The sequence below is a fragment of the Merdibacter massiliensis genome, from assembly GCF_900155395.1.
GTDB lineage: Bacteria > Bacillota_I > Bacilli_A > Erysipelotrichales > Erysipelotrichaceae > Merdibacter > Merdibacter massiliensis.
The window spans coordinates 26,046-51,039 of sequence record NZ_LT699723.1; the positions used below are offsets into that span (position 1 = coordinate 26,046).

Annotated in this window: 25 protein-coding genes; 7 read left to right on the forward strand and 18 right to left on the reverse strand. The window is 38.4% G+C overall.

Features of this window, described 5'->3' with window-relative positions; genetic code table 11:
• Positions 1-37: 37 nt before the first annotated feature.
• The 11 genes from rpsU to BQ9859_RS04715 all read right to left on the reverse strand — a co-directional run bounded on the left by rpsU (position 38) and on the right by BQ9859_RS04715 (position 8,979).
• Entirely contained in the window at positions 38-217 is a 180-nt protein-coding gene (gene rpsU / locus BQ9859_RS04665) for a 30S ribosomal protein S21 (protein ID WP_075877077.1), read from the reverse strand.
• 103 nt (positions 218-320) lie between these two features.
• Complete coding sequence (locus BQ9859_RS04670) at positions 321-1,781, reverse strand: UDP-N-acetylmuramoyl-L-alanyl-D-glutamate--2,6-diaminopimelate ligase (protein WP_075877078.1); 1,461 nt, start codon at positions 1,779-1,781, stop codon at positions 321-323.
• Positions 1,778-3,088, reverse strand: coding sequence for a tRNA (N(6)-L-threonylcarbamoyladenosine(37)-C(2))-methylthiotransferase MtaB (mtaB, locus tag BQ9859_RS04675; protein WP_075877079.1), 1,311 nt, complete (start codon positions 3,086-3,088; stop codon positions 1,778-1,780). The genes BQ9859_RS04670 and mtaB overlap by 4 nt, the downstream gene beginning before the upstream one ends.
• 142 nt (positions 3,089-3,230) lie before the next feature.
• Positions 3,231-3,983, reverse strand: coding sequence for a hypothetical protein (locus BQ9859_RS04680; protein WP_075877080.1), 753 nt, complete (start codon positions 3,981-3,983; stop codon positions 3,231-3,233).
• Positions 3,983-4,717, reverse strand: coding sequence for a 16S rRNA (uracil(1498)-N(3))-methyltransferase (locus BQ9859_RS04685; RefSeq protein WP_075877081.1), 735 nt, complete (start codon positions 4,715-4,717; stop codon positions 3,983-3,985). The genes BQ9859_RS04680 and BQ9859_RS04685 overlap by 1 nt, the downstream gene beginning before the upstream one ends.
• A gap of 2 nt (positions 4,718-4,719) precedes the next feature.
• Positions 4,720-5,460: a pseudouridine synthase gene (locus tag BQ9859_RS04690; RefSeq protein WP_075877082.1), complete on the reverse strand. Its 741-nt coding sequence runs from the start codon at positions 5,458-5,460 to the stop codon at positions 4,720-4,722.
• Positions 5,461-5,563: 103 nt separating this feature from the next.
• The gene (locus BQ9859_RS04695) at positions 5,564-6,076 is read right to left on the reverse strand and encodes a spore maturation protein (protein WP_235846394.1); all 513 of its coding nucleotides are present in this window, start codon (positions 6,074-6,076) and stop codon (positions 5,564-5,566) included.
• On the reverse strand, positions 6,069-6,638 hold the full coding sequence (locus BQ9859_RS04700; RefSeq protein ID WP_075877083.1) for a nucleoside recognition domain-containing protein: 570 nt from the start codon (positions 6,636-6,638) through the stop codon (positions 6,069-6,071). Before BQ9859_RS04700 ends, BQ9859_RS04695 begins: the two co-directional genes overlap by 8 nt.
• Before the next feature lie 4 nt (positions 6,639-6,642).
• On the reverse strand, positions 6,643-7,605 hold the full coding sequence (locus BQ9859_RS04705; RefSeq protein WP_075877084.1) for a D-alanyl-D-alanine carboxypeptidase family protein: 963 nt from the start codon (positions 7,603-7,605) through the stop codon (positions 6,643-6,645).
• Positions 7,606-7,661: 56 nt separating this feature from the next.
• The gene (gene scpB / locus BQ9859_RS04710) at positions 7,662-8,249 is read right to left on the reverse strand and encodes an SMC-Scp complex subunit ScpB (protein ID WP_075877085.1); all 588 of its coding nucleotides are present in this window, start codon (positions 8,247-8,249) and stop codon (positions 7,662-7,664) included.
• Complete coding sequence (locus BQ9859_RS04715; RefSeq protein WP_075877086.1) at positions 8,224-8,979, reverse strand: segregation and condensation protein A; 756 nt, start codon at positions 8,977-8,979, stop codon at positions 8,224-8,226. The genes scpB and BQ9859_RS04715 overlap by 26 nt, the downstream gene beginning before the upstream one ends.
• Before the next feature lie 155 nt (positions 8,980-9,134).
• On the opposite strand from BQ9859_RS04715, the gene BQ9859_RS04720 reads away from it, so the two are divergent.
• Positions 9,135-10,718: an IS1182 family transposase gene (locus BQ9859_RS04720; RefSeq protein ID WP_075876680.1), complete on the forward strand. Its 1,584-nt coding sequence runs from the start codon at positions 9,135-9,137 to the stop codon at positions 10,716-10,718.
• A gap of 396 nt (positions 10,719-11,114) precedes the next feature.
• Here the strand turns inward: BQ9859_RS04720 and BQ9859_RS04725 are convergent, their stop codons facing one another.
• From BQ9859_RS04725 to BQ9859_RS04740, 4 genes are read right to left on the reverse strand one after another with little or no spacing between them, the layout of a single operon-like run.
• Positions 11,115-12,482 carry a spore germination protein gene (locus BQ9859_RS04725; RefSeq protein ID WP_235846395.1) on the reverse strand — a complete coding sequence of 456 codons (1,368 nt, stop codon included), beginning with the start codon at positions 12,480-12,482 and terminating at the stop codon, positions 11,115-11,117.
• Between the two features lie 8 nt (positions 12,483-12,490).
• Positions 12,491-12,841 carry a stage V sporulation protein AE gene (gene spoVAE / locus BQ9859_RS04730; RefSeq protein WP_075877088.1) on the reverse strand — a complete coding sequence of 117 codons (351 nt, stop codon included), beginning with the start codon at positions 12,839-12,841 and terminating at the stop codon, positions 12,491-12,493.
• Positions 12,841-13,836: a stage V sporulation protein AD gene (locus BQ9859_RS04735; RefSeq protein ID WP_075877106.1), complete on the reverse strand. Its 996-nt coding sequence runs from the start codon at positions 13,834-13,836 to the stop codon at positions 12,841-12,843. The genes spoVAE and BQ9859_RS04735 overlap by 1 nt, the downstream gene beginning before the upstream one ends.
• Positions 13,836-14,279 (reverse strand): SpoVA/SpoVAEb family sporulation membrane protein, encoded by a 444-nt coding sequence (locus BQ9859_RS04740; protein ID WP_075877089.1) that lies wholly within the window; start codon positions 14,277-14,279, stop codon positions 13,836-13,838. Before BQ9859_RS04740 ends, BQ9859_RS04735 begins: the two co-directional genes overlap by 1 nt.
• Before the next feature lie 116 nt (positions 14,280-14,395).
• Here BQ9859_RS04740 and BQ9859_RS04745 point away from each other — a divergent pair, with 116 nt between their 5' ends.
• The 5 genes from BQ9859_RS04745 to BQ9859_RS04765 all read left to right on the forward strand — a co-directional run bounded on the left by BQ9859_RS04745 (position 14,396) and on the right by BQ9859_RS04765 (position 18,781).
• Positions 14,396-14,929 carry an NUDIX hydrolase gene (locus tag BQ9859_RS04745; protein WP_075877090.1) on the forward strand — a complete coding sequence of 178 codons (534 nt, stop codon included), beginning with the start codon at positions 14,396-14,398 and terminating at the stop codon, positions 14,927-14,929.
• Positions 14,930-14,995: 66 nt separating this feature from the next.
• The gene (locus BQ9859_RS04750; RefSeq protein ID WP_075877091.1) at positions 14,996-16,186 is read left to right on the forward strand and encodes an ATP-grasp domain-containing protein; all 1,191 of its coding nucleotides are present in this window, start codon (positions 14,996-14,998) and stop codon (positions 16,184-16,186) included.
• Positions 16,183-16,860, forward strand: coding sequence for an HAD family hydrolase (locus tag BQ9859_RS04755; protein ID WP_075877092.1), 678 nt, complete (start codon positions 16,183-16,185; stop codon positions 16,858-16,860). The genes BQ9859_RS04750 and BQ9859_RS04755 overlap by 4 nt, the downstream gene beginning before the upstream one ends.
• Positions 16,850-17,602, forward strand: coding sequence for an alpha/beta hydrolase (locus BQ9859_RS04760; protein WP_075877093.1), 753 nt, complete (start codon positions 16,850-16,852; stop codon positions 17,600-17,602). The genes BQ9859_RS04755 and BQ9859_RS04760 overlap by 11 nt, the downstream gene beginning before the upstream one ends.
• Before the next feature lie 93 nt (positions 17,603-17,695).
• Positions 17,696-18,781, forward strand: coding sequence for a metallophosphoesterase (locus tag BQ9859_RS04765; RefSeq protein WP_075877094.1), 1,086 nt, complete (start codon positions 17,696-17,698; stop codon positions 18,779-18,781).
• Positions 18,782-18,794: 13 nt separating this feature from the next.
• On the opposite strand, the gene BQ9859_RS04770 is transcribed toward BQ9859_RS04765, so the two are convergent.
• A complete protein-coding gene (locus tag BQ9859_RS04770; RefSeq protein WP_075877095.1) occupies positions 18,795-19,820 on the reverse strand; it encodes a threonine aldolase family protein in 1,026 nt (341 codons plus the stop codon).
• 126 nt (positions 19,821-19,946) lie between these two features.
• Between BQ9859_RS04770 and BQ9859_RS04775 the strand changes: the two genes are divergently transcribed.
• The gene (locus BQ9859_RS04775; protein ID WP_456237776.1) at positions 19,947-20,987 is read left to right on the forward strand and encodes a M42 family metallopeptidase; all 1,041 of its coding nucleotides are present in this window, start codon (positions 19,947-19,949) and stop codon (positions 20,985-20,987) included.
• A gap of 70 nt (positions 20,988-21,057) precedes the next feature.
• Here the strand turns inward: BQ9859_RS04775 and BQ9859_RS04780 are convergent, their stop codons facing one another.
• Positions 21,058-23,034 carry a UvrD-helicase domain-containing protein gene (locus BQ9859_RS04780; RefSeq protein ID WP_075877096.1) on the reverse strand — a complete coding sequence of 659 codons (1,977 nt, stop codon included), beginning with the start codon at positions 23,032-23,034 and terminating at the stop codon, positions 21,058-21,060.
• 330 nt (positions 23,035-23,364) lie between these two features.
• Positions 23,365-24,948, reverse strand: coding sequence for an IS1182 family transposase (locus BQ9859_RS04785; protein ID WP_075877097.1), 1,584 nt, complete (start codon positions 24,946-24,948; stop codon positions 23,365-23,367).
• Positions 24,949-24,994: the final 46 nt, after the last annotated feature.

Sequence of the window (24,994 nt, forward strand, 5' to 3'; positions counted from 1 at the left end):
TTACAAAAAAAAAATCTGCTTTTGCAGATTTCTTTTCCTATTTACCGCGACGTGCTTTACGTGCAGCTTCAGATTTCAGTTTACGACGAACGCCGGGTTTTACATAAAATTCTCTTTTGCGAGCTTCAGCAAGGGTTCCGTTTCGAGATACCTGACGTTTGAATCTTTTTAAAGCGTCATCAAGAACTTCATTTTCCTTCAAAACTACTTTTGGCATTATTTACCCTCCCTTCACTTCACTAGCAAACATCCACATTATATAAAAAACTAAACAAAAATGCAATCTTTTTTCATAATTTTGCTAAGAATTTCATATATTTTCAATTTTCTTCGCTATTCTCTTGTAAATAATAGCGCCGAATACATTCTCTTGCCGCAATATGATCACCGATCCAAGGAGCACGTCCATTTTCACGATACATGAAAACTTCATCCCCTTTTCCTAAAATAAGGATCGTATCGCCTTCATTTGCCGATTCGACAGCTTGACGTATAGCATCGTAACGATTGGCAATGAATATCGATTTTGTATGATGGATTCCACTGCGGATTTCGTCTGCAATTTCATGCGGATCTTCATCACGCGGATCATCCTCTGTCAAAATGACCATATCACAATATTTATCGGCCAATTCTCCAAATATCGGACGTTTTTTCGTATCTCTTTTTCCGGCAGATCCGAAGACTGCAGTAATCTTATGACCTTCTTCCGTGATCATTTGACCATATTGCATGATTTTTTCCATTCCATCCGGTGTATGGGCAAAGTCTACGATTACATTAAACGGCTGTCCTTCCTGGATTCTCTCCATTCTTCCTTCAATCTGCTCAAGACTGCTTACCCATGGCAAAATCTCATCCAAACTCATGTCTGTTTCAGCCAGGGCAGCAATCGCAGCTAATAAATTATATATGTTATAGAGAGCTGCAAGATTTGTCTTGATTGCATATTCCTGTCCATCATGAATCAATGTAAAGCTCGAACCTTTTACATCAATATGAATGTGATCAGCACGATAATCAGCTTCTTTTTCAACGCCGTATGTCACGATGCGTGCTGGACACTGTTCAATAATTTTTTGTCCATGAGGGTCATCCACATTGATAACGGCAAGCCCCTCTGGTTTTAAATTCGTAAACAATTTTAATTTCGCCGCAAAATAGCGTTCCAATGTGCCATGAAAATCAAGATGATCATGTGTCAGATTTGTAAAGATCGCCACATCAAAATCCACCGACTGTACACGGCCCAGTTCCAACCCATGAGAGCTGACTTCTAAAGCACAGGCTTTCATCCCATCTTTTACCATTGCCGCCAGTGTAGAGTGAATGATGATCGGATCAGGTGTAGTTAGATCCGGCGCTTTTTTAATTTTTCCATAACTGATAGCAATGGTTCCAATATAACCGCATGGTGCATGATGTGAATACAGATCACGAATGATATTTGCAATCGTGCTTTTACCATTTGTTCCCGTGATTCCATACATGCGTAATACATGGCTTGGATTTCCATAAAAACGAGATGCCACTTCATTCAATACTGCATTCACATCTTTTACCTTGATATATACGGCTCCTTGCGGCATTTTTTCCAGATCTTTGGAATGAATGACACATACTGCTCCATTTTCGACAGCAGAAGCTGCAAACGTATGGCCATCATTGACCAAACCCTCCATGCAAAAATACATATCCCCTTTTTTTACTTTTCGGGAATCGATAGCTAATCCACTAATTTCAATTGCTGGTACATTATTAAATAATTTATTTAATTTCATAAAGACCCCTCCAATGCAACCGCTAATAAACCAGTATCATGATACCCGATCACCTTTGCAAACATCCGTTTGTTTGCAGGCATCGTTGCTCCTTGGACATAAACAGGAAGATATTCGCTGCTATGACCAAACAGCATATTTTCTTTCATTTCTTCCAAAACGATATCTAACGTCTCTCCAATAAATGTGCCCATAAATTCATGATATAACCGTTGTGATACTTCCCCTAACATTCTTACGCGTTGTTTTTTTACCTTATTTTCAATCTGTCCCTTCATTTTTGCTGCCGGTGTATGGTCTCTTTTTGAATATGGAAAACAATGAATGAAAGAAAAGCGTAGTTCTTCTTCCACTCGTTTTAAAGCAGAACGAAACTGTGCATCACTTTCATTAGGAAAACCAACGATCATATCTGTAGAAATACTGATGTTAGGAATAGCCTGACGGATCTTCTGCATTCGTTGGGCAAACCAAGCCACATCATATGGCCGATTCATTTCTTGCAACACCTTATCATCTGCCGCCTGAATCGGAATATGCAAATGCCGTGCGATCCTTTTTTCCTTTTGCATATAAGCAATGAACGCATCATCAATTTCGTTCATTTCAATGCTGGATATCCGATAGCGGACATAATCAGGCGTGCTGGCTATCAATAACTTTAACAATTCTAGAAGTGAACTTCCCTGATCTCTTCCATATCTGCCTGTATGAATGCCGCTTAATACAATTTCTTGGTGCCCATTCTGTACCATTTGCCGTGCAATAGATACAGCTTCCATCGGTTCTATCGAACGTTCACTGCCTCTGGCATATGGAATGATACAATAACTGCAAAACTGATTGCATCCATCCTGAACTTTCAAAAATGCTCGAGACTGGTGAGAAAAAGCATGTACACTCAGTGATTCAAATGCACGAATTCCTCTTGCATCAACCAGCAAATTCGTCGTTGAAGAACGATTTTGCAATGCTTCTTTAATTTTTGGAACCAGTTCTCCTTTTCCCTGTGCTCCAATGATCACATCTGCCTGTAAAGTTGCAAGCACTTGCGGATCAATCGTCTGCACATAACAACCGACGATAGCGACCAAAGCAGATGGATTTTGTTTTTTTGCCTGATGGATCTTCTGTCTGCTTTTAGAAGCTGCCGTATTTGTCACACAACAAGTATTAATGATATAGATATCAGCCTGCTCATGAAAATCAACTTCCAAAAATCCCGCTTGTCTCATATCTTCTAAATAATGCTGCGACTCATATGTATTTACTTTACATCCCAATGTAGTGATTGCGAATGTTGTCATTTCATCACTCCTAACACAATGTATTATACACTAAAAAAGTAATGCTTCAAGAAATTTCCCCTGATCTGTTACAAGAATAGTTTCTTTCTTTCATTTCCGTATTTAATCATGAAAAAAGATGGCAGAATACCATCTTCATCACCTAAGAATCCACTTTTTCTAATTTCTTTTTTAACTTCTTTTTTATCTCCGCATTTTCTTTTAACATTGTGCTTATTTTTTGTACATCCATCGCTAATAAAGCTTTAGCATAAACATGCAAAACGTCATCATCAAAACGAAGTTTATCAGGCAGGGATAAATTTTGAACACATATACCATGCTCTAATAAAAAGAATCGATTCATCTGCGGAAAATAAAATACTCCGCGATCCTTTTCTCCATCTTTCTCTAATAGCTTCAGCAACCCAAAACCTGCTTCGTATGGAAGATTTCCATAGGTTCCCCATTGCATATACGATGCATAATGGCGCAACTGAAACGAATAGGATGGATACGTATATAATGCAGGAGAAAGAACATAGCGTTGATTGATTTCTTCTGTAAAACACGGTAATACGATCGTATTCCCTCGATAGTCAAATTGTTTTAATCGCTGTAAGAGATCCTTAAGATCGACAAGAAGCAAACGGTTGATATCTTCATAATGCAGTGTATACATATAATCATGCATACTGTCCAACGAGCGAAATAACTGCTCATCTAATAACTCTTTTTGCTGTAAAGCTTCTTTTTTTGCGCTCATTTCGATTAATTCCATATCATTCTTGATCTGGCAGGAAAGATGGCGTTCTTCAAAAAATTGTTCAATGGATCGAATCTCTTTTTTCATGATAGAACATTTTACAGCGGGCTTCCCATACATCTTGGTCAATATTGTGAAAATGTCTTTCATTAAAGGTTCCTCGATTCTACTTCATAATCAATGTCTGCTAAAAGTGAGATTGCTGCGGTCTCTGCACGTAATATACGCGGTCCTAAAGAAATACAGAAGAAACCTTTGTCTTTTGCTATCTCTACTTCTTCCTTTGCAAAGCCGCCTTCACAGCCGACAAGCACAGAAATGGAAGAAAAGGTATTTTCTCTTAATTTTTTTGCCAGATGTAAAGATCTAGCATCTGCCCGTTCATATGCCATCAGATTCATTTCGCTTTTAAAATGATCCAGTTCTTCCATCGTAATTGGATGCTCAATCTTGCAGATAGTGGCACGTTCACATTGCTCACAAGCTTCTAAGGCGATACTCTGCCAACGCTGGATTTTTTTATCTAGTTTCTCTTTTGTTATTTTAACGACACTATAACGTGTAAGGATAGGAACGATACGTGCAACACCTAACTCTGCTGCTTTCTGGATTACAAATTCCCAGCTTTCTCCTTTGATGAGACCCATGATCAATGTTATTTCACAGCCAGCAGAAAGAACAGGAATCGCTTCATAAGGAATTGCCCACACCGCCTTATCTTTGATCTGTATATGTGCAAGCATCACCTTTCCGCTATTATCCGCTAAACGTATACTGTCTCCATCTTTCATCCGCATAACATGAACGATATGATGATACTGATTGGCATTCAATAAAAGGGGAATCTCTTTTTCCATCGTTTCTTCGACAAAATACTGCTGCATAATTACCTCATATTCGTGATACGGCCTTTTAAAGCAAGCGCACGCAACATTTTGATCTCATGTGGTTTTAAGATACGGTATTCCCCCTGACTTAGGTCACTGCAGCCTAAAAAAGCAATCTGTTTGCGATGCAGCCTGCGTACTTCATAACCAAGTGCTTCCATCATACGTTTGATCTGGCGATTTTTCCCCTCATAGATCGTCAGATCAAAACTGCATTGATTTTTCTCTACATCTTTTTCTGTGATCTTAAAACGGCTGGACATCGTGCGATAGCCATCATCCAATACGACACCTTCCTTTAAGGCTTTCATGTCTTCTCCCGTAAGGATTCCGTTGATCGTTAAATTATATGTCTTCGGCAAATGATAACGTGGATGAATGATCTGGTTAGCAAATTCTCCATCATTGGTTATGATCAACGCCCCGCTTGTATCATAATCCAAACGTCCAACAGTAAAAACTCGTTCTTCACAATCCATCAGATCGATCACCGTTTGCCGGCCTCGATCATCACTGGAAGCACAAAGGGTCTTCTTTGGCTTATTCATCAAATAATACACTTTATTTTCACGCTGGATCTGTTCTCCATCGACCTCTATGAGATCACCTTTTTTTACTTGAGTACCTAATTGAGTAACAACCTCTCCATTTACGCGTACTCTGCCTTCCACAATATAACGTTCCGCTTTTCGCCTAGACGTGATTCCGCTTGCAGCAATGACCTTTTGTAATCGTTCCATCCTTGCTATCCTCCTGCTTTCTTTGTTTTCTTTTGTATTTTACACAAAACAATCTCATTTGAAAAGCAGTTTTTTTAGTTTACTTGTTATTTTCTTTTCTTATCTAAATTTCTTGAAAAAAATATAAACCTAATACGATTGCCGCACAGATTCCTGCTATATCCGCAATGATGCCGATCACAAGTGAATTTTTGATCTTACGGATCCCTACACTGCCAAAATATAAGGCAATCACATAAAAAGTTGTATCTGTCGCACCTTGCAGGATACTGCCGATAAACCCAGATAATGAATCCACTCCTTCATTGATAAAGATCGAATGCAAGACGGCCAGAGATGCATTCCCTGAAATAGGGCGAAAGAAAGCCATCGGCCAAATCGCAGATGGGACACAAGGAATCCATTTTTGAAACAATTGGCTGACTGCGGCCATCAATCCCCCTTTCTCCAATACAGCGACCATAAACAGCATTGCTAACATTGCCGGATAAATGCTTACAAATAACTCTAATCCTTCTTTTACCCCTTGCACAAAGCTTTGATAGGCATTAACTCCTTTGCACATCGCCCATAAAAATAAGACTGCGATCATGCCTGGCAAGATCCAATCATTCATGATAATTCCACCAACGGTCAACCGCTAAACCAACAATTGATGCAATTGCTGTGGATAGAATCGCAAAAGGCAGAAAAGAGAGCACATCTTGTGATGAAAAAGAAGCACGAATTGCAATGATAGAAGTAGAAAATAAGGTAACACCAGCTGTATTCAATACTAAAAATGTGATCATCGGACGTGTAGCACATTTCTTGTCCGGATTCTCTTCTTGTAAAAGCTGCATTGCTTTTAATCCGGCCGGGGTCGCTGCCGATCCCAAGCCAAACATATTGACCACAATATTAGTTGCAATATAACTTAACGCTTGCGGATTTTTAACATCCGGCAATAAACGATGCAAAAAAGGACGAAAGAGACGTTCCACTTTATCTAATAATCCAGCATCTTTTGCTACGTTCAATATCCCGTTCCAAAAACAAGTCACACACAAGAGCGGCACGACGAAATCAAATGTATCTTTCCCTACTTCTAATACGATTGCATTGACAACTTCTCCATTTTGATTGACCAATGCATAGAAAATCCCCACACTAATACAAAACAACCATATCCGATTCATATCTTCACCTCCACAAATAAGTATATGCAACTGTATGCTCATCACTGTTAGCTTCCATATGATACCCTTGCTTGTCACAATATTCTTTTACTTGATAATCTGCATGTGAACGCAGAGTAATACCTTGTTCTTGTTCAACATAAAAACTTTTTCCATTCACATGATAGGTTCCTTTTGCTATTAATGGAAGAAAAGAATAAGACGAAAAAACTTTTTCATAATACTGTTGATGAAATGAGAAGTCATCACTCATCTGAAAAGTGACGATCACTACCTGCAGTCCTTCTTTTTTTGCACAGCTGATCAATGTTCGTCCTGCTTTTTTTGTATAACCGGTTTTACCAGAAATCGCATACGGATATTGCGTTAATAATTTATTTTTATTGATCCATTGGATGCCTTTTTCATTGACATATCGTTTTGCAGCAGTGATCTTGGCAAAAGTTGGATCTGTCATTGCATACTTCATCAATAACGCCATGTCATACACACTGGAAAGATTGCCACCATCTTCTTCATCCAATCCACTGGGATTACGAAATACGGTATCTTTCATTCCCAGTTGTTGAGCCTTTGCATTCATCCACTCGACGAAAGTCTCTTCATCTTTTGCCAGAGTAACGGCAATGCTTTTTGCAGCATCATTTCCGCTTCTCAACAACAACCCATATAACAAGTCTTGCAATGAATACGTTTCCCCTACTTTCAAATAGATACTGCTGCCCTGTACACTCAAGATTTCTTTCCCAATCGTAATTTCTTGTGCAAGATCTCCATGTTCCATTGCAACGATAGCTGTCATGACTTTGGAAATACTGGCAACGCTTTGTACCTCATGCAGATTATTTCCATATAATATACGTCCATCTTGCGACATGACACAAAATCGCTGCGTATTTGCCTGAACTGTGAAAGATATTGATATCCAGATACAGAAAGATAAGAATAGACAGATATATTTTTTCATCTTCTCACCTTTTTCATTATATGAAAAGACGGGATCATTTATATCCCGTCTGTCTTTTATTCTTCCACCGCTGGCTCTTCAGTTGTATCCGTATCATTCGGTTCCAAGAAAAGATCCTCATCCAGGCTCATCTGTACCTTTGGAAGCTGCGGCAATTCTTGTAAACTTTCCAATTGAAATGAATCCATAAAAGTATCCGTTACTTTATATAGAATCGGTTTCCCCGGAATATCCATTCTTCCTCCTTCTTCGATCAGTCCTCTGGCAATCAATTTTTTCAACATCATATCACAGCCGACTCCGCGAATTTCCTCAATTTCTGCACGAGTGATTGGTTGTTTATACGCAATGATGGCTAATGTTTCCATTGCAGCAGGCGATAAGGAAGAAGATTTGACGCTTGCAAATAGCCGTTGGGCATAAGGATATACTTTTTCCTTTGTCACAAATTTATAATGGCCTCCAAAATGAATCAGTTCAATGCCAAATTCCTCGCTCGCATATCTCTTTTGTATTTGTGACAGGACCTCTTCTAATTCCGTTGGAAGCACTTCTTGTAAACACTGTGATAATTGTGCAATCGTAATGCCTTCATCACCGCTTAGAAACAATAAGCCTTCAACGATCGATTGCCATTGTACCATATGTATCCTCTCCTTTTATGATCCAGATCATTTCTTCATCATCAATGTGGAAACATAAGATATGATGCTTGATCAGATCCAACACAGATAAAAAAGTAACAATCACCATGCGCAGATCACTGCAATCTTCACAAAGCTGAAGAAAACTCATTTTCCCATTCCAATTTTTCAATCGTTCTTTGATCTGCAGCACACGTTCATCCACTGACATCTCATTCACTTTCATTTTTGTCTCATAAGGATGCGCCAACGCCATACGATGCAAGACACGCCGCATCGCCTTGATCAGTTCATATGGGTTTCCTGCAATGTGCTCTTCTGTTTGTTCTTTCATCCAGCGCGCAGTTTCTTCGCTTAATGGCTTTTCCATTTTTCGCTGCCGGTGTTCATATGCATCCCGCAACGTTTCACTGATTTCTTTAAAACGCTGATATTCCAATAAACGAGCAACCAGTCGATCCCGATGATCTTCTTCATATTCTTCATTTACTTCCACTTTTTCTCTTGGTAATAACTTTTTACTCTTGTATTCCAGCAATGCTGCCAATTCACTAAGATATTCTGAGGCAACTTCCAAATGAAGAGACTCCATGGTGTCTAAATATGCCAGGTATTGGTCAGTCAATACATTCATATCCAAATCAAATAAATCTAATTTATTTTCTTTGATCAAATGCAGCATCAGATCCAACGGGCCTTCGAACTGATCGATCAAGACTTTAAATTCCATGCAAGCCCTCCTTCTACACGCGTATTATTATACCAAAACTTTCGCGCTACGACTAGAAAAATAAAAGAGGCTGTAACGAATAAGGAATAGCCAAAAATAAAAAATGCATCTGATCTCAAAAGAGAAAGGATGCATTTTTTTGGTATAATTTAGCTATGAAAAACATCGAAGTGTTAGAGCTAAATCATTCCTATTTGAGCAATAGGAATTATACCGCATTTCAGATGATTTTACCACTGGATTGTGAAAAAAAGATCGATTCTTCTGATCCGGTGTACAGTTTTCTTGAAGTGATGGAAGGAGTCAACTGGAACAAATATCTTGATCACCCTGCTCACAGAGGGCGTGAAGAATATAATCCCTTCAAGATGATCAAAGTCATCCTGTTTGCGTTCATGAATCATATTTATAGTCTAAGAGATATTGAAAAAAGCTGTAGAACAGACATCCGTTTCATGTTCTTGATGCAGGAGGAAACGCCAAGTCACATGGCATTTCATCGTTTCATCCAAAAGTATTTAAAATATGACATCCAATTCATTTTTAGAGATATATTTGAATCAATTGAGATATTAGATCCGTCAATTGATCATGATACGGTTTATATTGATGGAACCAAGCTTGAGGCCAATGCCAACAAGTTTACTTTCATCTGGAAAAAGACCGCAATCAAAACAAGAGATAAAATATTCACTCGATTAAACGAATGGGTCAAGAAACTGGGTGATCGTATTGAAGCATCTCAAAAAGAGGAGTGGACAATAAAAGACATAGAGAATATGGCTAACCAAATTTTTCATATCGTTGAACAAGAGGGAATCACTTTCATTTATGGAAAAGGTAAGCGAAAAAGCCAGATCCAGCGTTATTATGATGAATTGATGAAATACAAAGAAACACTGCAAAACTGTTTGGAAAGAATTGAACTATGCGGACCTGACAGAAACAGCTGTTCGAAAACAGACCACGATGCAACGATGATGCACATGAAAGAGGACCATTATATGAAGACAGGAATCTTCAAGGCAGGATACAATGCACAGATAGCAGTAAGCAGTGAATATATCCAATTGGCTTGTATCTATCAGGATAGAACCGATCAAAAGACATTTATCAAATTTCTTGAAACATTCAGAGCACTTTATAACAGGATGCCTAAAACAGTAGCAGCGGATGCAGGATATGGATCCTATGATAATTATTTCTTCTGTTTAGAAAATGATATGGAAGCCTATATCAAATATATGATGTATTCAAAAGAAAAAGAAACGAGCTACAAGAAAAAAACATTCATCAAATCAAACTGGAACAGAAATGGAAATGGAAGATATATCTGCCCGGCAGGACATGAATTTGGCTGTATCAATGAAACGGTTGATAAGAGAAGCAAATATTATCGAATCAATCAAACGCACAGTTGTGGCAAATGCACGGATTGCCCACTCAAATCTCAATGTACGAAAGCCAAGGGAGATCGAACGATAAGCGTGAATCCGATACTTGAGGAGTTTGAAAGAACAGCGAGAAAAAAACTAAATAGCGAAGAAGGAATCCATCATCGAGTGCAAAGATCCATACAAAGCGAAGGAGCATTTGGAGTGATAAAAGAAGATTATGCTTATGACAGATTACATAGGAGAAGCATCAAAAATGTAGAAATGGAGTTCCTGTTGGTGTGCGTAGGCTTTAATCTGATGAAATATCATAACAAAAAAACAAGAAAAAAAGCACAAGCATAAATAATGTTGATGGGTTTTCCACAATAGGTGTTTTCATAATGCCAAAAAACAGGGATAATTGGGAGAATTGAAACAATTTCAAAGTAAAGAAAAGAAAAAAGAGGTCGTAACCTCAATAGACAGATTCGTTTAATTAAAATCTTCTATTTCGTTACANTGTTGGTGTGCGTAGGCTTTAATCTGATGAAATATCATAACAAAAAAATAAGAAAAAAAGCACAAGCATAAATAATGTTGATAGGTTTTCCACAATAGGTGTTTTCATAATGCCAAAAAATAGGGATAATTGGGAGAATTGAAACAATTTCAAAGTAAAGAAAAGAAAAAAGAGGTCGTAACCTCAATAGACAGATTCGTTTAATTATAATCTTCTATTTCGTTACGGCCTCTTATCATTCATTTCTTTGTTTTCTGATGATCTGTTTTTTTATTTGCATGGATCGGTCCTCCTAAAAGAAGCTTTTTGCATTCGCGGTACGAGAAAGGAATCAGCGGATACAAATATGGAAATTTGATTGTTTTTGTAGAGATCAATAATATGAAATGAATCAAAATACCGATACTGAGACCGCCCACACCTCCAAACAGTGCAAAGATAGAGATCATTACCCGTATCCATTTGTTAGCAAGAGACAGTTCATAACTGGGAGTCAATAAATTTCCTATATTGGATATAGCGACCATGATCAGGATTTCTTTGCTGTATGCACCAATGCTGATTGCCATATCTCCTAATGCAAAGACAGCGATAAAGCTCATGATGCTAGAGAGAATGGTAGGTGTATGGATCAAAGATTGACGTATCCATTCAACAACTAGATCCACGATCAAAATTTGAACACCAAAAGATATAGGATCCAGATTGTCGATCAAAGGAATCTGCAAGAAAGTTCGATTGTAGTTCATAGACAACACGATCCAAATTGGTAATAGATAAAGTGAAACAGCAATTCCCAGCAAGCGGACGATACGTGTGATCAAAGCAACCGTAGTCGTCTGTGTATATTCTTCCATTTGTTTGGTCTGTTCAAAAAAAGTTGTTGGCAGGATCATCGCACTGGGGCTGTTATCTACCAAAACACAGACATAGCCACGCAAAAGATGAATTGCGCAAATGTCAGGACGTTCACTATAACGGACATGAGGATATGGATTCCAGGTTTTTCCATATAACAATTCACATAAATTTCTTTCTGAAAGTATTTCTTCCTTATCTATGGTCTGCAGACGATGTTCAAAATCACTGAGCACATCCGGGTCCACGATTCCGTTTACATATGCATAAACAATATCGCAACGTGTCATCTCACCTTTTTTTATGATCTTCATTTGCAGTTGGGGATCACGGATCCTTCGACGGATCAGCCCCACATTAAAAATAATATTTTCAACAAATCCGTCATGTGAACCGCGAACGCTGCGTTCGACATTGGGCTCTGTATTTGGCCGAGAAGGATAGTTGCGCACTTCTACACAATAATAAGGTGTATGATCTTCTAATAATACCAGACATTGTCCGCTCAGCATGCTGGTCAATGCAGCCTCCTCATCATAAATTGTTTCGATTGCTGCCGGATATAGCGTCAATTGCAACGTATTAGCGGCACTGATCACAAAACTCTCTGATATCAAGGCTAATAAATTGGCATCGGTTAACGATGATAAAAAAATTAATGTTCCCTGTAACTCATCTACTTGAATATCACGGAAGACGACATCAAAACTTCCGTGGAAGCGTCTTCGCAGCGCTTCTTTTCTTTCCATCCAAGAATTCATGATTTTGGCCGAAAAAATACAGCTGCGATAAAAGCAAATAAGATTCCTGCTGTGATGCCGGCAGCAGTAAGATCAAAGGTTCCTAATAATATGCCAAATATTCCTTTTGTTTCTGCAGCTTTCAATGCACCGTGAATCAAAGAATGACCAAAACTGGTGATTGGCAATGCAGCTCCAGCTTGAAAATGATCTAGCAACCAGTCATATATACCGAATGTATCCAACGCTGCCCCCAGCACAACGAATAAAGAAGTAATATGCCCTGCTGTTAATTTTGTATGATCATATAAAAGCTGTGCTATCAAACAAATGCTGCCACAGCAAACAAATGCAAGAAGATAGTCCATCAAACTTCCCTCCTTTGGTATTCGATGGCATGTGCAATACAGGGGATGCTTTGTTTTTGAAATGTTGCAATTGGCGATAACAATGCTCCCGTCGCTAAAACCAACACCCGGTTTAACTCTTTTTTTCGCAGGCGTTCAAATACGTATGCTATAGTTACACACATCGAGCATGCGCTCCCGCTCCCTCCACAAAAAACCGGCTGCCTGTTTCGATCATAAATCAACAACCCGCAATCATTCATATTTGTAAATTGTGTGAATCCTTTTTGTGCCAGCAGATCCAGCAAAAAGGAAAAGCCGGCATGTGATAAATCGCCAGTTAAGATCAAATCATAATCGGATAGAGTAGAATGAGTCATGGATAAATGACGCAACAATGTGTCATAAGCTGCCGGCGCCATCGCAATCCCCATATTGCCGGCATCTGTAAAATGCCAATCAACAATCTTTCCTAATGTACAATTCGTTACTTGAATACATGATTTTTGAGAGGACAGCAACACGCTCCCTGCCCCTGTAACAGTTGTCGTTGTCGTTTCTTTTTTTTGTACTCCGTATTCATTGGGAAAGCGATACTGTCTTTCTGCTGTGGCATTATGGCTGGATGTAAATGCCAGCATATTTTTGGCCCAGGATCGATCGACCATGATCGAAGCTAAAGCAATCGCCAGAGAAGATGTTGCACAAGCAGCATAGACGCCGATCAATGGTATATGTAGATCCTTTGCAAAATAATGCGTTGCCAGCAATTGATTCATCAGATCTCCGCCAACTGCTCCGCTCAGGTTTTCCAAATGCAGGTTTGCTTTTCGCATGGTCAGATCACAAGATCTGTTTAACAGTGAAATTTCGCCTTTCTCAAAGGTATCCTGTCCATCATAGAGATCCTTGCTGATATAGTCAAAAGAAGAGCCGCACGGTCCCTCTCCTTCCATCGGGCCCACACAGGCAGCACTCGACTGTATAAACACATGATCAAATCGAATCGTATTCATCATATACCTGCCATCCATAGATAACGTAAAGAGCCAAAAATGACCGCTGCAACGACGCCATAAGTGATCACCGTGCCTGCAAGCTTAAACATATTACAGCCTATGCCCATGACCCACCCTTCGCTTTTTCCTTCCAATGCACTGCTCGTCAAAGAATTAGCAAAGCCGCTGATTGGCACAAACATACCTGCCCCGCATTTTTGCGCAAACCGATCATACACGCCGATGGCAGTCAACAAAGAAGCTATAGCCATGACAGTAACTGCCATCATCGCATAAGCATCTGCTTGTTGCATAGCAAAGACTGTTTGATATACCGTTAACAAGATTTGTCCAAAAGCGCCGACAGCACCACCACTGAGAAAAGCCATCAGTGCATGTTTGCCGTCTTCTTGTTTCGGCTGGTGCCTATCCGCATAAATTTTTAATTTGTATTCTTTCATTCGATCACTCCCAATGATAGTATGTCCCTATTTAAGATCTTCAACCATGCTTTCCGCTACTTGTTGCTTATGCCCCCTCCATGGTAAACTGAAACTATACGAAAAGAGGGGAATTTATGCAAAAAAAAATTCAATCAAAAATACTATATAAGGGCAGTATCTTTACTTTGACCAACGATACGATCGAGATTGAAAACGGCATGATCTGTCATCGCGATATCATTCACCATCATGGTGGATGTGCAATCTTAGCACAAATAGAAGATAAGGTCTTATTAATCTCTCAATATCGTTATGCTGTTGAGAAAACACTATTTGAGATTCCTGCGGGAAAAATAGAAAATAAAGAAGAGCCTTATGATACGGCCATGCGTGAGCTCAATGAAGAGTGTGGCTATGCCTGTCATTCTCTTTCGCTGATCACCGCCATGTATTCCACACCTGGATTTTGCAATGAAAAGATTTATATTTATGAAGCCAAGCAGCTCTTTGTTCCTCAAGAGCGCAAAGCAATGGATGAGGATGAATGTATCAGCGTACACTGGATTCCTTTACAGCAGGCTTATCACTGGATCCAACAAGGGAAGATCGTCGATGCAAAAACGATTATCGCTATCCAGTATGCCATGTTAAAAAAACAAATAAGATGATTTCTATGCGCGAATCTTAAGAAATTGTACTATAATGGAACTAATAAATGGAAAGGTGTCTTGTTTATGAATTTTGTATTTATATCTCCAAACTTTCCTGAGAATTATTGGATGTTTTGTCGTGGATTAAAAAAACATGGAGCTACGGTATTGGCCATCGTAGATTGTCCCTATGATTCTCTAAGTAAACAACTGAAAGAAAACATTGATGAATGCTATGTCGTCTCTTCTTTGAACGATTATGATGCACTCATTCGGGCAATGGGTTATTTTACATTTCATTATGGAAAAATTGACTGGGTCGAATCCAATAACGAATATTGGCTGGCACAAGACGCACGCCTTCGTCAAGACTTTCACATTACCACTGGTATCACGATCGATCATATTGCTGACTACCAGTCAAAATCGCGTATGAAATATTATTATGAGCAAGCCAACGTTCCAACTGCACGTTGGCAGATGGCAGATACAGCAGATAATGCGATTGCATTTGCAAAAACTTATGGATACCCGATCATCTGTAAGCCTGATGTAGGGGTAGGTGCAAACAGTACCTATAAATTAAATGATGAGGAAGAGATTCGCCAGTGCTTTGCTAAAACATTTACACAGCCGATGTTACTAGAGGAGTACATCACAGGTGAATGTTTTACATTTGATGGAATCACAAACAGCAAAAAAGAGATCCAATTTGCCACCAGTCATCATTACGTCGGCTCTATCATGGATTCCGTAAATGAACGAGACAGCATCGGCTGTTATTCACTGATAGATATCCCAGAAGACATTATGGATGTTGGTTCGCGTTGTGTGCAGTCTTTTGATACCAGAAGCCGGTTTTTCCATTTTGAATTTTTCCGTCTGAGTGAAGATCATCCACAACTAGGCAAGAAAGGAACGATCTTAGGCTTGGAAGTCAATATGCGTCCTCCTGGCGGCTTTTTACCGGATATGATCGATTATGCAAACGATTTTGACATCTATGATATTTGGGCGCAAGTCATGATCAATGATCATGTTGCGATTCCTTCCCATACTCGTAAAAGCTGTGCTTTTGCAGGCAGGCGAGACAATATCGAATATACACATACAGAATACGATATCAGTACTAAATATCGTTCCAATATCAAAATGATCCAACGCTTGCCTGAAGTACTTGCACATGCAATGGGCAATACGATCAGCGTTGCAGTATTTGATACCTTAGAAGAAGTAAAAGAATTTTTTAATTATACATTGGAGAAAAGAAAATGAAACTACAAGCAGTAATCTTCGATATGGATGGTACTTTATTCGATAGTGAACGTATCGCCCAAAAAATTTGGTACCAATTAGGAGAAGAATTTGATCTTCCCGTATCAGATTCATTTTTGCGTGAACTGGCCGGTCGTGACTGGAACAGTGCAAAAAATGTATTTGAACGCTATTTTCCGCAGGAATGGCCATTAGAAAAAGTAAAAGAACGGCAGAAAGAATTATTTGCACAGTTTTACCAAAACAATGGGGCAGATGTCAAAAAAGGCTTCTATGACATCCTGAACTATTTATATGAAAAGAAGATACCAATGGCTATTGCGACCTCTTCTTTTCCACTTTGCGTAGAGGCAAACTTGCAACATGCGCAGGCGCAGCATTATTTTCAAAGCATCGTTACCGGTTATGATTCAGACGTAAAAGCAGGAAAGCCGGCTCCTGATATTTATGAATGTGCTGCCAAACGGTTGCATGTTCCCATCAAGCAATGCATCGTTGTTGAAGACTCCCCTAGCGGTATTTTAGCTGCCGATGCAGCACAAGCGATGCCGCTGTTGATTCCCGATGCTGCTTATGTCAACGATGCTATTCGAAAGAAAGCCAAATGGATCTTAAAGAGCTTGGATGAAATGATTCCTCTATTAGAAAAGGAGGAAAGCTCATATGATATTTAAAAAAGAAGTTTGGATGACCCCTTATCAGATGATGCGGACACTGCATATTTATGTGCCGGATGAAGTGCAGTCTTCCAAACAGCGCTATCCTGTTTTTTATATGTATGACGGACACAATCTTTTCGATGACGCAGAAGCTACTTATGGAAAATCCTGGGGATTAAAAGAATATCTTGACGGACAAAAAGAAAAAAGGATCATTGTTGGAATAGAGTGCAATCATGAGGGAAATCAACGTATCGTCGAATATTGTCCATATACTTTTTATGACCATCGTCTAGGAACAATCGTGGGCAGCGGCAAACAAATGATGGAATGGGTCGTACAGGAATTAAAACCTTTGATCGATCAGGAACTGCCTACTCTTCCAGATAGGAACCATACATGGATCGGCGGCAGTTCTATGGGCGGACTCATGGCATTGTATTCAATCACCTATCACAACGCCGTCTTTTCAAGGGCAGCTTGTTTATCTCCGTTTTTAGGTCCAGTGCGAAAACAAATTGCCCAAGATTGCCAGCTTTTGCTTCAAACAGATACCTATATTTATCTTTCTTGGGGAAGTAATGAATCACGCTCTAAAAGAGGCTTTACTTATATGAGCAAAGTCAATATAGAAATAGCCAACTTATTGTATCAACAAGACATCCATCTCCGCTTGAATCTTGTGCCTGGCGGACAACATTGTGAGGCTTCTTGGGAGAAAGAGATTCCCACTTTCTTTCAATTCTTCAAACAGTAAGCATGAACTTACTGTTTTTTTCTGTTTAGTGCTTAAATGGACTTTTATCTCTTTTTTATCTATAATAAAACCTGATAAGAAAGGAGCATACCGATGGATCGCAGCGTACAGACAAGATATCTTCATGAAAACAAGCAACGGATCATTGCCATTTCTGATATACACGGCAATCTTTCTTTGCTTAAAACACTTTTAGATCAAGTACACTATGATGAATATGAAGATACATTGCTTTTCCTAGGTGATCTAATAGAAAAAGGGAATGAAAACCTTGCGACATTACGATACATCATGAACCTTTGTCAAAATGGGAATGCCTATGCTTTAATGGGAAATTGTGATTTTGTCTGCAAAAATATCGTTCATCACTACAATTTGCATTTTTTAAACAAGATCTTATGTCAAAGGCAAGCAAGCATTCTGCATGAAATGGCAGCACAAATCGGCATCAGTATTGACCAATCAACAGATATGGAACGGCTTTGCGATCGGCTGCTCGCGCATTTTTTCAAAGAACTGCATTGGGTGGATACACTCCCCCAAGTCATTTACACAGACAATTACATTTTTGTCCATGCAGGTATTCTCAACGAACAGACATTCGGCAGCGACTTTCGTGAAGTACTGACTTTTCCTCATTTCTTATTAAATGGAAAAGATTTCAAACACTATGTTGTTGCTGGCCATATGCCAGTGAGCGAATACTGTCAAGATATTGCTTGTTTCAATCCGATCATAAACGAACAAAAACACATCATATCCATCGATGGCGGCAATATGGTGAAAAAAGCAGGACAGTTAAATGCTTTGATCATTCAAAATGATCGTTTTTCTTTCAAAAGTGCGGATTCGCTGCCTCTTGCACAAGCACTTTGCGATGTCAATGTCAAAAATCAAGATCCATTGTTCATCACATGGAGAGAAAGTGAAATCGTTCGTTTAGAAAAAGGAGAAAAACGTGATTTTTGTTTACATCTTTCCTCCGGTAAAAAACTTTGGATCGACCATGCTTTTCTACATAATGAGGATGGAAAATGGAAAGCAGATGATTTTACGACCTATCAAATGCCATTGAAACGTGGAGAATATGTTTCGATAGTAAAAACATATGACCAATTTGCACTCATAAAAAAAGAAGGAATCTTAGGTTGGTGTCGAAAAGAACACTTACGCTGCTGATTCCTTTTTCTTATTATCGTAATTTCATGACAGTTTCGCAAAATTGTTTGACTGCTTCTTCTTTTGTATCCCAAGAAGTAACGATTCGAATAGCTGTATGCTCATCATCCAATTTTTCCCAATCGCCAAGTTCAAAATGTTGACGAAGGGTTTGCAGTTCGCTTTGAGTGAAGATTGGAAAAATTTGATTTGTCTGTGATTCAAATAAGAAATCAACATGACACTCACGCAAAGTCTGCGCAATCTGTTGAGCCATCGCATTGGCATGGTTTGCCAATCGAAAATAAAGATCCCCCTCAAACAACACCTCAAATTGAATTCCCAGTAAGCGGCCTTTTGCCAGCATACCTCCATTTTGTTTGATGTGGTAACGAAAATCCGGTTTTAATGCTGGGTTTACAATAACTAAAGCTTCACCGAACAATGCCCCGTTTTTTGTACCGCCAATGTAGAATACGTCGCATAATTTTGGCAAGTCTTCAATCTTTAAATCATTATCTTTTGCACATAAGGCATTTCCTAAACGCGCACCATCTAAAAATAGATATAAGTGATGTGCATGGCAGCATTCACTAATTGCTTTTAGCTCATTATATGTATAATAGGTACCCAATTCCGTGGCATCCGATAAATAGACCATGGCCGGCTTGACCATATGTTCATCCGTATGTTTCAACACGATTTGTTCAATTTCTTTAGGCGTGATTTTCCCGTCTTCCCCTTTTGCATACAGCACTTTATGACCGCTGTTTTCTACTGCACCAGTTTCATGAACGTTGATGTGTCCACTTTCTGCACAGATAACAGCTTCATGCGGCCGTAATGCAGCTGCAATTACGGTTTTATTACATTGTGTTCCCCCTACTAAAAAATGAACATCACAATCTTCGCAAGCAATGACTTTTTTGATCTTATCTGCCGCAGCTTGGCAATATTCATCCAGCCCATACCCGCAGCTCTGCAAATGATTTGTTTCTTTTAAACGTTGCAATATCTCGTCACATGCTCCCTCACTATAATCATTTACAAATGAAATCATTTTCTATTCCTTCTTTCCTTTATCAAACTGTAATTAGAATACCACAACTCATGCATATTGAAAATCCCATTCCTTGCATTTATAAAAAAATAGCCTATACTTATACGTGATAATGGAGGTAAAACTATGTTTGAAATCAACGAATCTTATTTATTTGATTTTGCAAAAAAACTTTTGTCCATCGATTCTCCTAGCGGCTATACGATGCATGCAATCCATTTCATGGAAGAAGAGGCAAAATCGCTTGGTTATACATGTGAGCACAATGCAAAGGGGAATTTGCTCATCCGTGTTCCTGGATATGATTCCACGCATACCCTTGCTTTAAGCGCCCATTGCGATACTCTTGGTCTCATGGTGCGTTCCATCAAGGAAAATGGTACCCTCGCTGTAACACCAATCGGCTCTCCTACACTGCCTACTTTAGACAGTGAATATTGCCGTGTCCTTACACGCGATGGCAAAGTATATACTGGCACCATCTTATGCAAGGCAGCAGCAAAACACGTACACCCGGATGCTTCCACATTGACCAGAGATGCGGATACCCTGGAAGTTCGAATCGATGAAGTCGTAAAAACAAAGGCTGATGTAGAAAATCTGGGAATTCAAAATGGAGATTATATTGCAATCGATCCCAAAACTGTGATCACCAAAAGCGGATTTATCAAATCTCGTTTTCTTGATGATAAGATCAGCTGTTCTTGTTTATTTTCTGTCTTGCATTATATCAAGGAGAATAACTTAAGATTTAAAAATGATTTGCTATTTGTCTTCAGTACATTTGAAGAAGTAGGACATGGTGCAAGCAGCATGCCGAGCGACGTAGATACGATGCTCGCTGTTGATATGGGATGCATCGGTCTGGATCTTGCATGCAGCGAATATGATGTCAGCATCTGCGCGAAAGATAGCAGCGGGCCATATGATTACGCAATGACAAGCACACTGATTTCATTGGCAAAAGACAATCAATTAAACTATGCAGTTGATATCTATCCTATGTATGGCAGCGATGTCTCTGCAGCATTAAAAGGCGGCAATGATATTAAAGGAGCATTGATCGGACCTGGTGTGCATGCCTCACATGGAATGGAGCGAACACACATCAGTGCATTAAAAAGTACGATTTCTCTTGTATTAGCCTATTTATCTGCCAATAAATAAAATAAAAAGACAGGATGCTATTTTATCTTTGATCAAAACGATCACAGATAAAATAGATAAACTGTCTTTTTTAATGAAATGACAATAATGCACTCTCTAGACAAGCCGAAAGCTTTAGTCTTTTTGCAACACCGTCCGCAAATACGATTTCAATCTCGTCATCTTCTGGAAAGATTCGCCGAATGCGTCCATTGCCTAAAGTTTTATGAACAATTCGTTTTCCCGACCGTAATGTTGCCTTCGACACTTCTTTTGTCTTTCTTTCTTTTCTTTCCCCAGCATCTTTTGCTTTCATCAACAAATATAAATCGTGAATGAATGCATGTGGTGTCATTTTCTGCATAAATGCAGTCTTTGCAACCAAGAAGACCATACGTTTCGATATTTTAGACAAGATGCTGTAAAGAAATCTTTTTTCTTGAATCTGGTCCGGGAACACTTGATAAAAAGCATCTAGACAATCCAAAAAGCACACTTCTTCAAAAACTTTCCCTTTTACTTGCGAAAAACTATAAAGAGAAATGGAATGTTCTTGTTCATCTTCTATGCTCATCAAATGTTTGAACCGCTCTAATAATTCTGCCGGATCCTTATAACGTTGCGCCATCGTGGCAAATACCAGAATGTTAGGATTTTTGATCGTAACACCTTTCTGTTTAATATAATCTTCATAATGCAGTTTTGTTAAGACAAATAACAGCATTTTGATGGAGTCCAGATGTTGTGCAATACGGATTTCCTCAATGTGTTTGATAACTCTATTTTTTGTGGAAGAGCGTATCGAACTATTGAATATAGCGCTATAAATATCTAAACTGTCATCTTCCTGCAGCATTTGTTCGATCTCGTTTAAATTTCGATCACTCAAACCAAATCCAATTTTTTTCTGAATCAAAGTAAACGCATAATAATCTTTCGGATCCATCATCAAACGAAACAAAGCTAACAGATCATGAATGGTATTGTCACGGAAAAAGCTGTGAAAATTAGACACATGGAACGGAATGTTCTCTTTGTCTAACAAATCTGCTAATGGCAATAATGTAAAATGTTCTCTACTTAAAAATACCATATTTGAATCATTTTTTGCTAAAATGAGAGCTTGGTGATAAGAAGCATCTAAGTCTTTTGCTGTCAGAAAGCGGACAACAGAATCGTCTTGCAGATGGAAATCATAATCACTATGCATAAATTTTTGTATCATTTCATCGATATTTGCATCACACCGGTAATTATGATCCAGCTCAATTTTGACAGCATCCGGAAAAATATTTAAAAATTCTTCATATCGCAGGCGATATGGAGCATGCGAACCTGCATATTGATCATTATCGATGAATAAAGCAACCGAACTTTGTTCATCGCTGATCAATTGCAGCATCTTATGTGCAGCCAACGATAAATTTTGGGCATCATCTACATGAATAAAACGAATTTGTTCACGTATCTGCCGGCGTAAGCTCTCCTCTTTCAAAAGACATTGGTATGCTTCTACCATCAAGTCTTCATAACTCATTAAAGAACGCTGCTTTTTATATTTTTCAAACTGCTGGAATAAATAATAAAAATTCATATTTGGATATGTGATCTGCTGTATCTGCGCCTCATCCATCAGCTGTCCGCGACAGATACAAAGTTGTTTATACACTTCATCCAATTCATAATGATTAAGCTGTATACCAAAAAATTCTTGAATCATCTTAGAGACTTGCAGTCGAAAATCTCGTGACACGTGCGGTTGTGTACCGCCATATAATTGATGATATCGATACAATATTTGAAAACAAAACTGATAAATAGACTTGAAGGAAGGTACATCCTCACCACACGGATCATAACTCTCTTTCCATAAGCGTTCCAAATTTTTTGTGTCTTCCTTATATGCAGTAAGATTCAGTACTTTTTTAAAAGAAATTCCTTCTTCTCGTAAATACTGTAATCTTTTTAACAACAATGTCGTCTTTCCACTGCCAGAACGCCCTTGAATATAAAATTTTCCCTTTGTTTGAAAAACTCCTTGTTCAAAATTTTCCGTCTGGTTGATCATGCATATCCCCTTCCTATAATAATCGAACATGTTTATAATTATATCTCATTTTTGAAATCATTTCATCAAAAAAATCAATAAAATGTAAGACACAAAAAAATCAATAAAATGTAAGATATTTGTTCATGTAATAATACAAATTTACAGCATATATCAAATCAATTAAAAAGAGGCTGTAACGAAATAGAAGATTTTAATTAAACGAATCTGTCTATTGAGGTTACGACCTCTTTTTTCTTTTCTTTACTTTGAAATTGTTTCAATTCTCCCAATTATCCCTGTTTTTTGGCATTATGAAAACACCTATTGTGGAAAACCCATCAACATTATTTATGCTTGTGCTTTTTTTCTTATTTTTTTGTTATGATATTTCATCAGATTAAAGCCTACGCACACCAACAGGAACTCCATTTCTACATTTTTGATGCTTCTCCTATGTAATCTGTCATAAGCATAATCTTCTTTTATCACTCCAAAAGCTCCTTCGCTTTGTATGGATCTTTGCACTCGATGATGGATTCCTTCTTCGCTATTTAGTTTTTTTCTCGCTGTTCTTTCAAACTCCTCAAGTATCGGATTCACGCTTATCGTTCGATCTCCCTTGGCTTTCGTACATTGAGATTTGAGTGGGCAATCCGTGCATTTGCCACAGCTGTGCGTTTGATTGATTCGATAATATTTGCTTCTCTTATCAACCGTTTCATTGATACAGCCAAATTCATGTCCTGCCGGGCAGATATATCTTCCATTTCCATTTCTGTTCCAGTTTGATTTGATGAATGTTTTTTTCTTGTAGCTCGTTTCTTTTTCTTTTGAATACATCATATATTTGATATAGGCTTCCATATCATTTTCTAAACAGAAGAAATAATTATCATAGGATCCATATCCTGCATCCGCTGCTACTGTTTTAGGCATCCTGTTATAAAGTGCTCTGAATGTTTCAAGAAATTTGATAAATGTCTTTTGATCGGTTCTATCCTGATAGATACAAGCCAATTGGATATATTCACTGCTTACTGCTATCTGTGCATTGTATCCTGCCTTGAAGATTCCTGTCTTCATATAATGGTCCTCTTTCATGTGCATCATCGTTGCATCGTGGTCTGTTTTCGAACAGCTGTTTCTGTCAGGTCCGCATAGTTCAATTCTTTCCAAACAGTTTTGCAGTGTTTCTTTGTATTTCATCAATTCATCATAATAATGCTGGATCTGGCTTTTTCGCTTACCTTTTCCATAAATGAAAGTGATTCCCTCTTGTTCAACGATATGAAAAATTTGGTTAGCCATATTTTCTATGTCTTTTATTGTCCACTCCTCTTTTTGAGATGCTTCAATACGATCACCCAGTTTCCTGACCCATTCGTTTAATCGAGTGAATATTTTATCTCTTGTTTTGATTGCGGTCTTTTTCCAGATGAAAGTAAACTTGTTGGCATTGGCCTCAAGCTTGGTTCCATCAATATAAACCGTATCATGATCAATTGACGGATCTAATATCTCAATTGATTCAAATATATCTCTAAAAATGAATTGGATGTCATATTTTAAATACTTTTGGATGAAACGATGAAATGCCATGTGACTTGGCGTTTCCTCCTGCATCAAGAACATGAAACGGATGTCTGTTCTACAGCTTTTTTCAATATCTCTTAGACTATAAATATGATTCATGAACGCAAACAGGATGACTTTGATCATCTTGAAGGGATTATATTCTTCACGCCCTCTGTGAGCAGGGTGATTAAGATATTTGTTCCAGTTGACTCCTTCCATCACTTCAAGAAAACTGTACACCGGATCAGAAGAATCGATCTTTTTTTCACAATCCAGTGGTAAAATCATCTGAAATGCGGTATAATTCCTATTGCTCAAATAGGAATGATTTAGCTCTAACACTTCGATGTTTTTCATAGCTAAATTATACCAAAAAATGCATCCTTTCTCTTTCGAGATTAGA

What these genes read in the sequence shown, in the direction of transcription:
- rpsU (WP_075877077.1), bottom strand. Translation starts at nt 217, where the DNA reads ATGCCAAAAGTAGTTTTGAAGGAAAATGAAGTTCTTGATGACGCTTTA.
- BQ9859_RS04670 (WP_075877078.1), bottom strand. Translation starts at nt 1,781, where the DNA reads ATGAAATTAAATAAATTATTTAATAATGTACCAGCAATTGAAATTAGT.
- mtaB (WP_075877079.1), bottom strand. Translation starts at nt 3,088, where the DNA reads ATGACAACATTCGCAATCACTACATTGGGATGTAAAGTAAATACATAT.
- BQ9859_RS04680 (WP_075877080.1), bottom strand. Translation starts at nt 3,983, where the DNA reads ATGAAAGACATTTTCACAATATTGACCAAGATGTATGGGAAGCCCGCT.
- BQ9859_RS04685 (WP_075877081.1), bottom strand. Translation starts at nt 4,717, where the DNA reads ATGCAGCAGTATTTTGTCGAAGAAACGATGGAAAAAGAGATTCCCCTT.
- BQ9859_RS04690 (WP_075877082.1), bottom strand. Translation starts at nt 5,460, where the DNA reads ATGGAACGATTACAAAAGGTCATTGCTGCAAGCGGAATCACGTCTAGG.
- BQ9859_RS04695 (WP_235846394.1), bottom strand. Translation starts at nt 6,076, where the DNA reads ATGAATGATTGGATCTTGCCAGGCATGATCGCAGTCTTATTTTTATGG.
- BQ9859_RS04700 (WP_075877083.1), bottom strand. Translation starts at nt 6,638, where the DNA reads ATGAATCGGATATGGTTGTTTTGTATTAGTGTGGGGATTTTCTATGCA.
- BQ9859_RS04705 (WP_075877084.1), bottom strand. Translation starts at nt 7,605, where the DNA reads ATGAAAAAATATATCTGTCTATTCTTATCTTTCTGTATCTGGATATCA.
- scpB (WP_075877085.1), bottom strand. Translation starts at nt 8,249, where the DNA reads ATGGTACAATGGCAATCGATCGTTGAAGGCTTATTGTTTCTAAGCGGT.
- BQ9859_RS04715 (WP_075877086.1), bottom strand. Translation starts at nt 8,979, where the DNA reads ATGGAATTTAAAGTCTTGATCGATCAGTTCGAAGGCCCGTTGGATCTG.
- BQ9859_RS04720 (WP_075876680.1), top strand. Translation starts at nt 9,135, where the DNA reads ATGAAAAACATCGAAGTGTTAGAGCTAAATCATTCCTATTTGAGCAAT.
- BQ9859_RS04725 (WP_235846395.1), bottom strand. Translation starts at nt 12,482, where the DNA reads ATGGAAAGAAAAGAAGCGCTGCGAAGACGCTTCCACGGAAGTTTTGAT.
- spoVAE (WP_075877088.1), bottom strand. Translation starts at nt 12,841, where the DNA reads ATGGACTATCTTCTTGCATTTGTTTGCTGTGGCAGCATTTGTTTGATA.
- BQ9859_RS04735 (WP_075877106.1), bottom strand. Translation starts at nt 13,836, where the DNA reads ATGAATACGATTCGATTTGATCATGTGTTTATACAGTCGAGTGCTGCC.
- BQ9859_RS04740 (WP_075877089.1), bottom strand. Translation starts at nt 14,279, where the DNA reads ATGAAAGAATACAAATTAAAAATTTATGCGGATAGGCACCAGCCGAAA.
- BQ9859_RS04745 (WP_075877090.1), top strand. Translation starts at nt 14,396, where the DNA reads ATGCAAAAAAAAATTCAATCAAAAATACTATATAAGGGCAGTATCTTT.
- BQ9859_RS04750 (WP_075877091.1), top strand. Translation starts at nt 14,996, where the DNA reads ATGAATTTTGTATTTATATCTCCAAACTTTCCTGAGAATTATTGGATG.
- BQ9859_RS04755 (WP_075877092.1), top strand. Translation starts at nt 16,183, where the DNA reads ATGAAACTACAAGCAGTAATCTTCGATATGGATGGTACTTTATTCGAT.
- BQ9859_RS04760 (WP_075877093.1), top strand. Translation starts at nt 16,850, where the DNA reads ATGATATTTAAAAAAGAAGTTTGGATGACCCCTTATCAGATGATGCGG.
- BQ9859_RS04765 (WP_075877094.1), top strand. Translation starts at nt 17,696, where the DNA reads ATGGATCGCAGCGTACAGACAAGATATCTTCATGAAAACAAGCAACGG.
- BQ9859_RS04770 (WP_075877095.1), bottom strand. Translation starts at nt 19,820, where the DNA reads ATGATTTCATTTGTAAATGATTATAGTGAGGGAGCATGTGACGAGATA.
- BQ9859_RS04775 (WP_456237776.1), top strand. Translation starts at nt 19,947, where the DNA reads ATGTTTGAAATCAACGAATCTTATTTATTTGATTTTGCAAAAAAACTT.
- BQ9859_RS04780 (WP_075877096.1), bottom strand. Translation starts at nt 23,034, where the DNA reads ATGATCAACCAGACGGAAAATTTTGAACAAGGAGTTTTTCAAACAAAG.
- BQ9859_RS04785 (WP_075877097.1), bottom strand. Translation starts at nt 24,948, where the DNA reads ATGAAAAACATCGAAGTGTTAGAGCTAAATCATTCCTATTTGAGCAAT.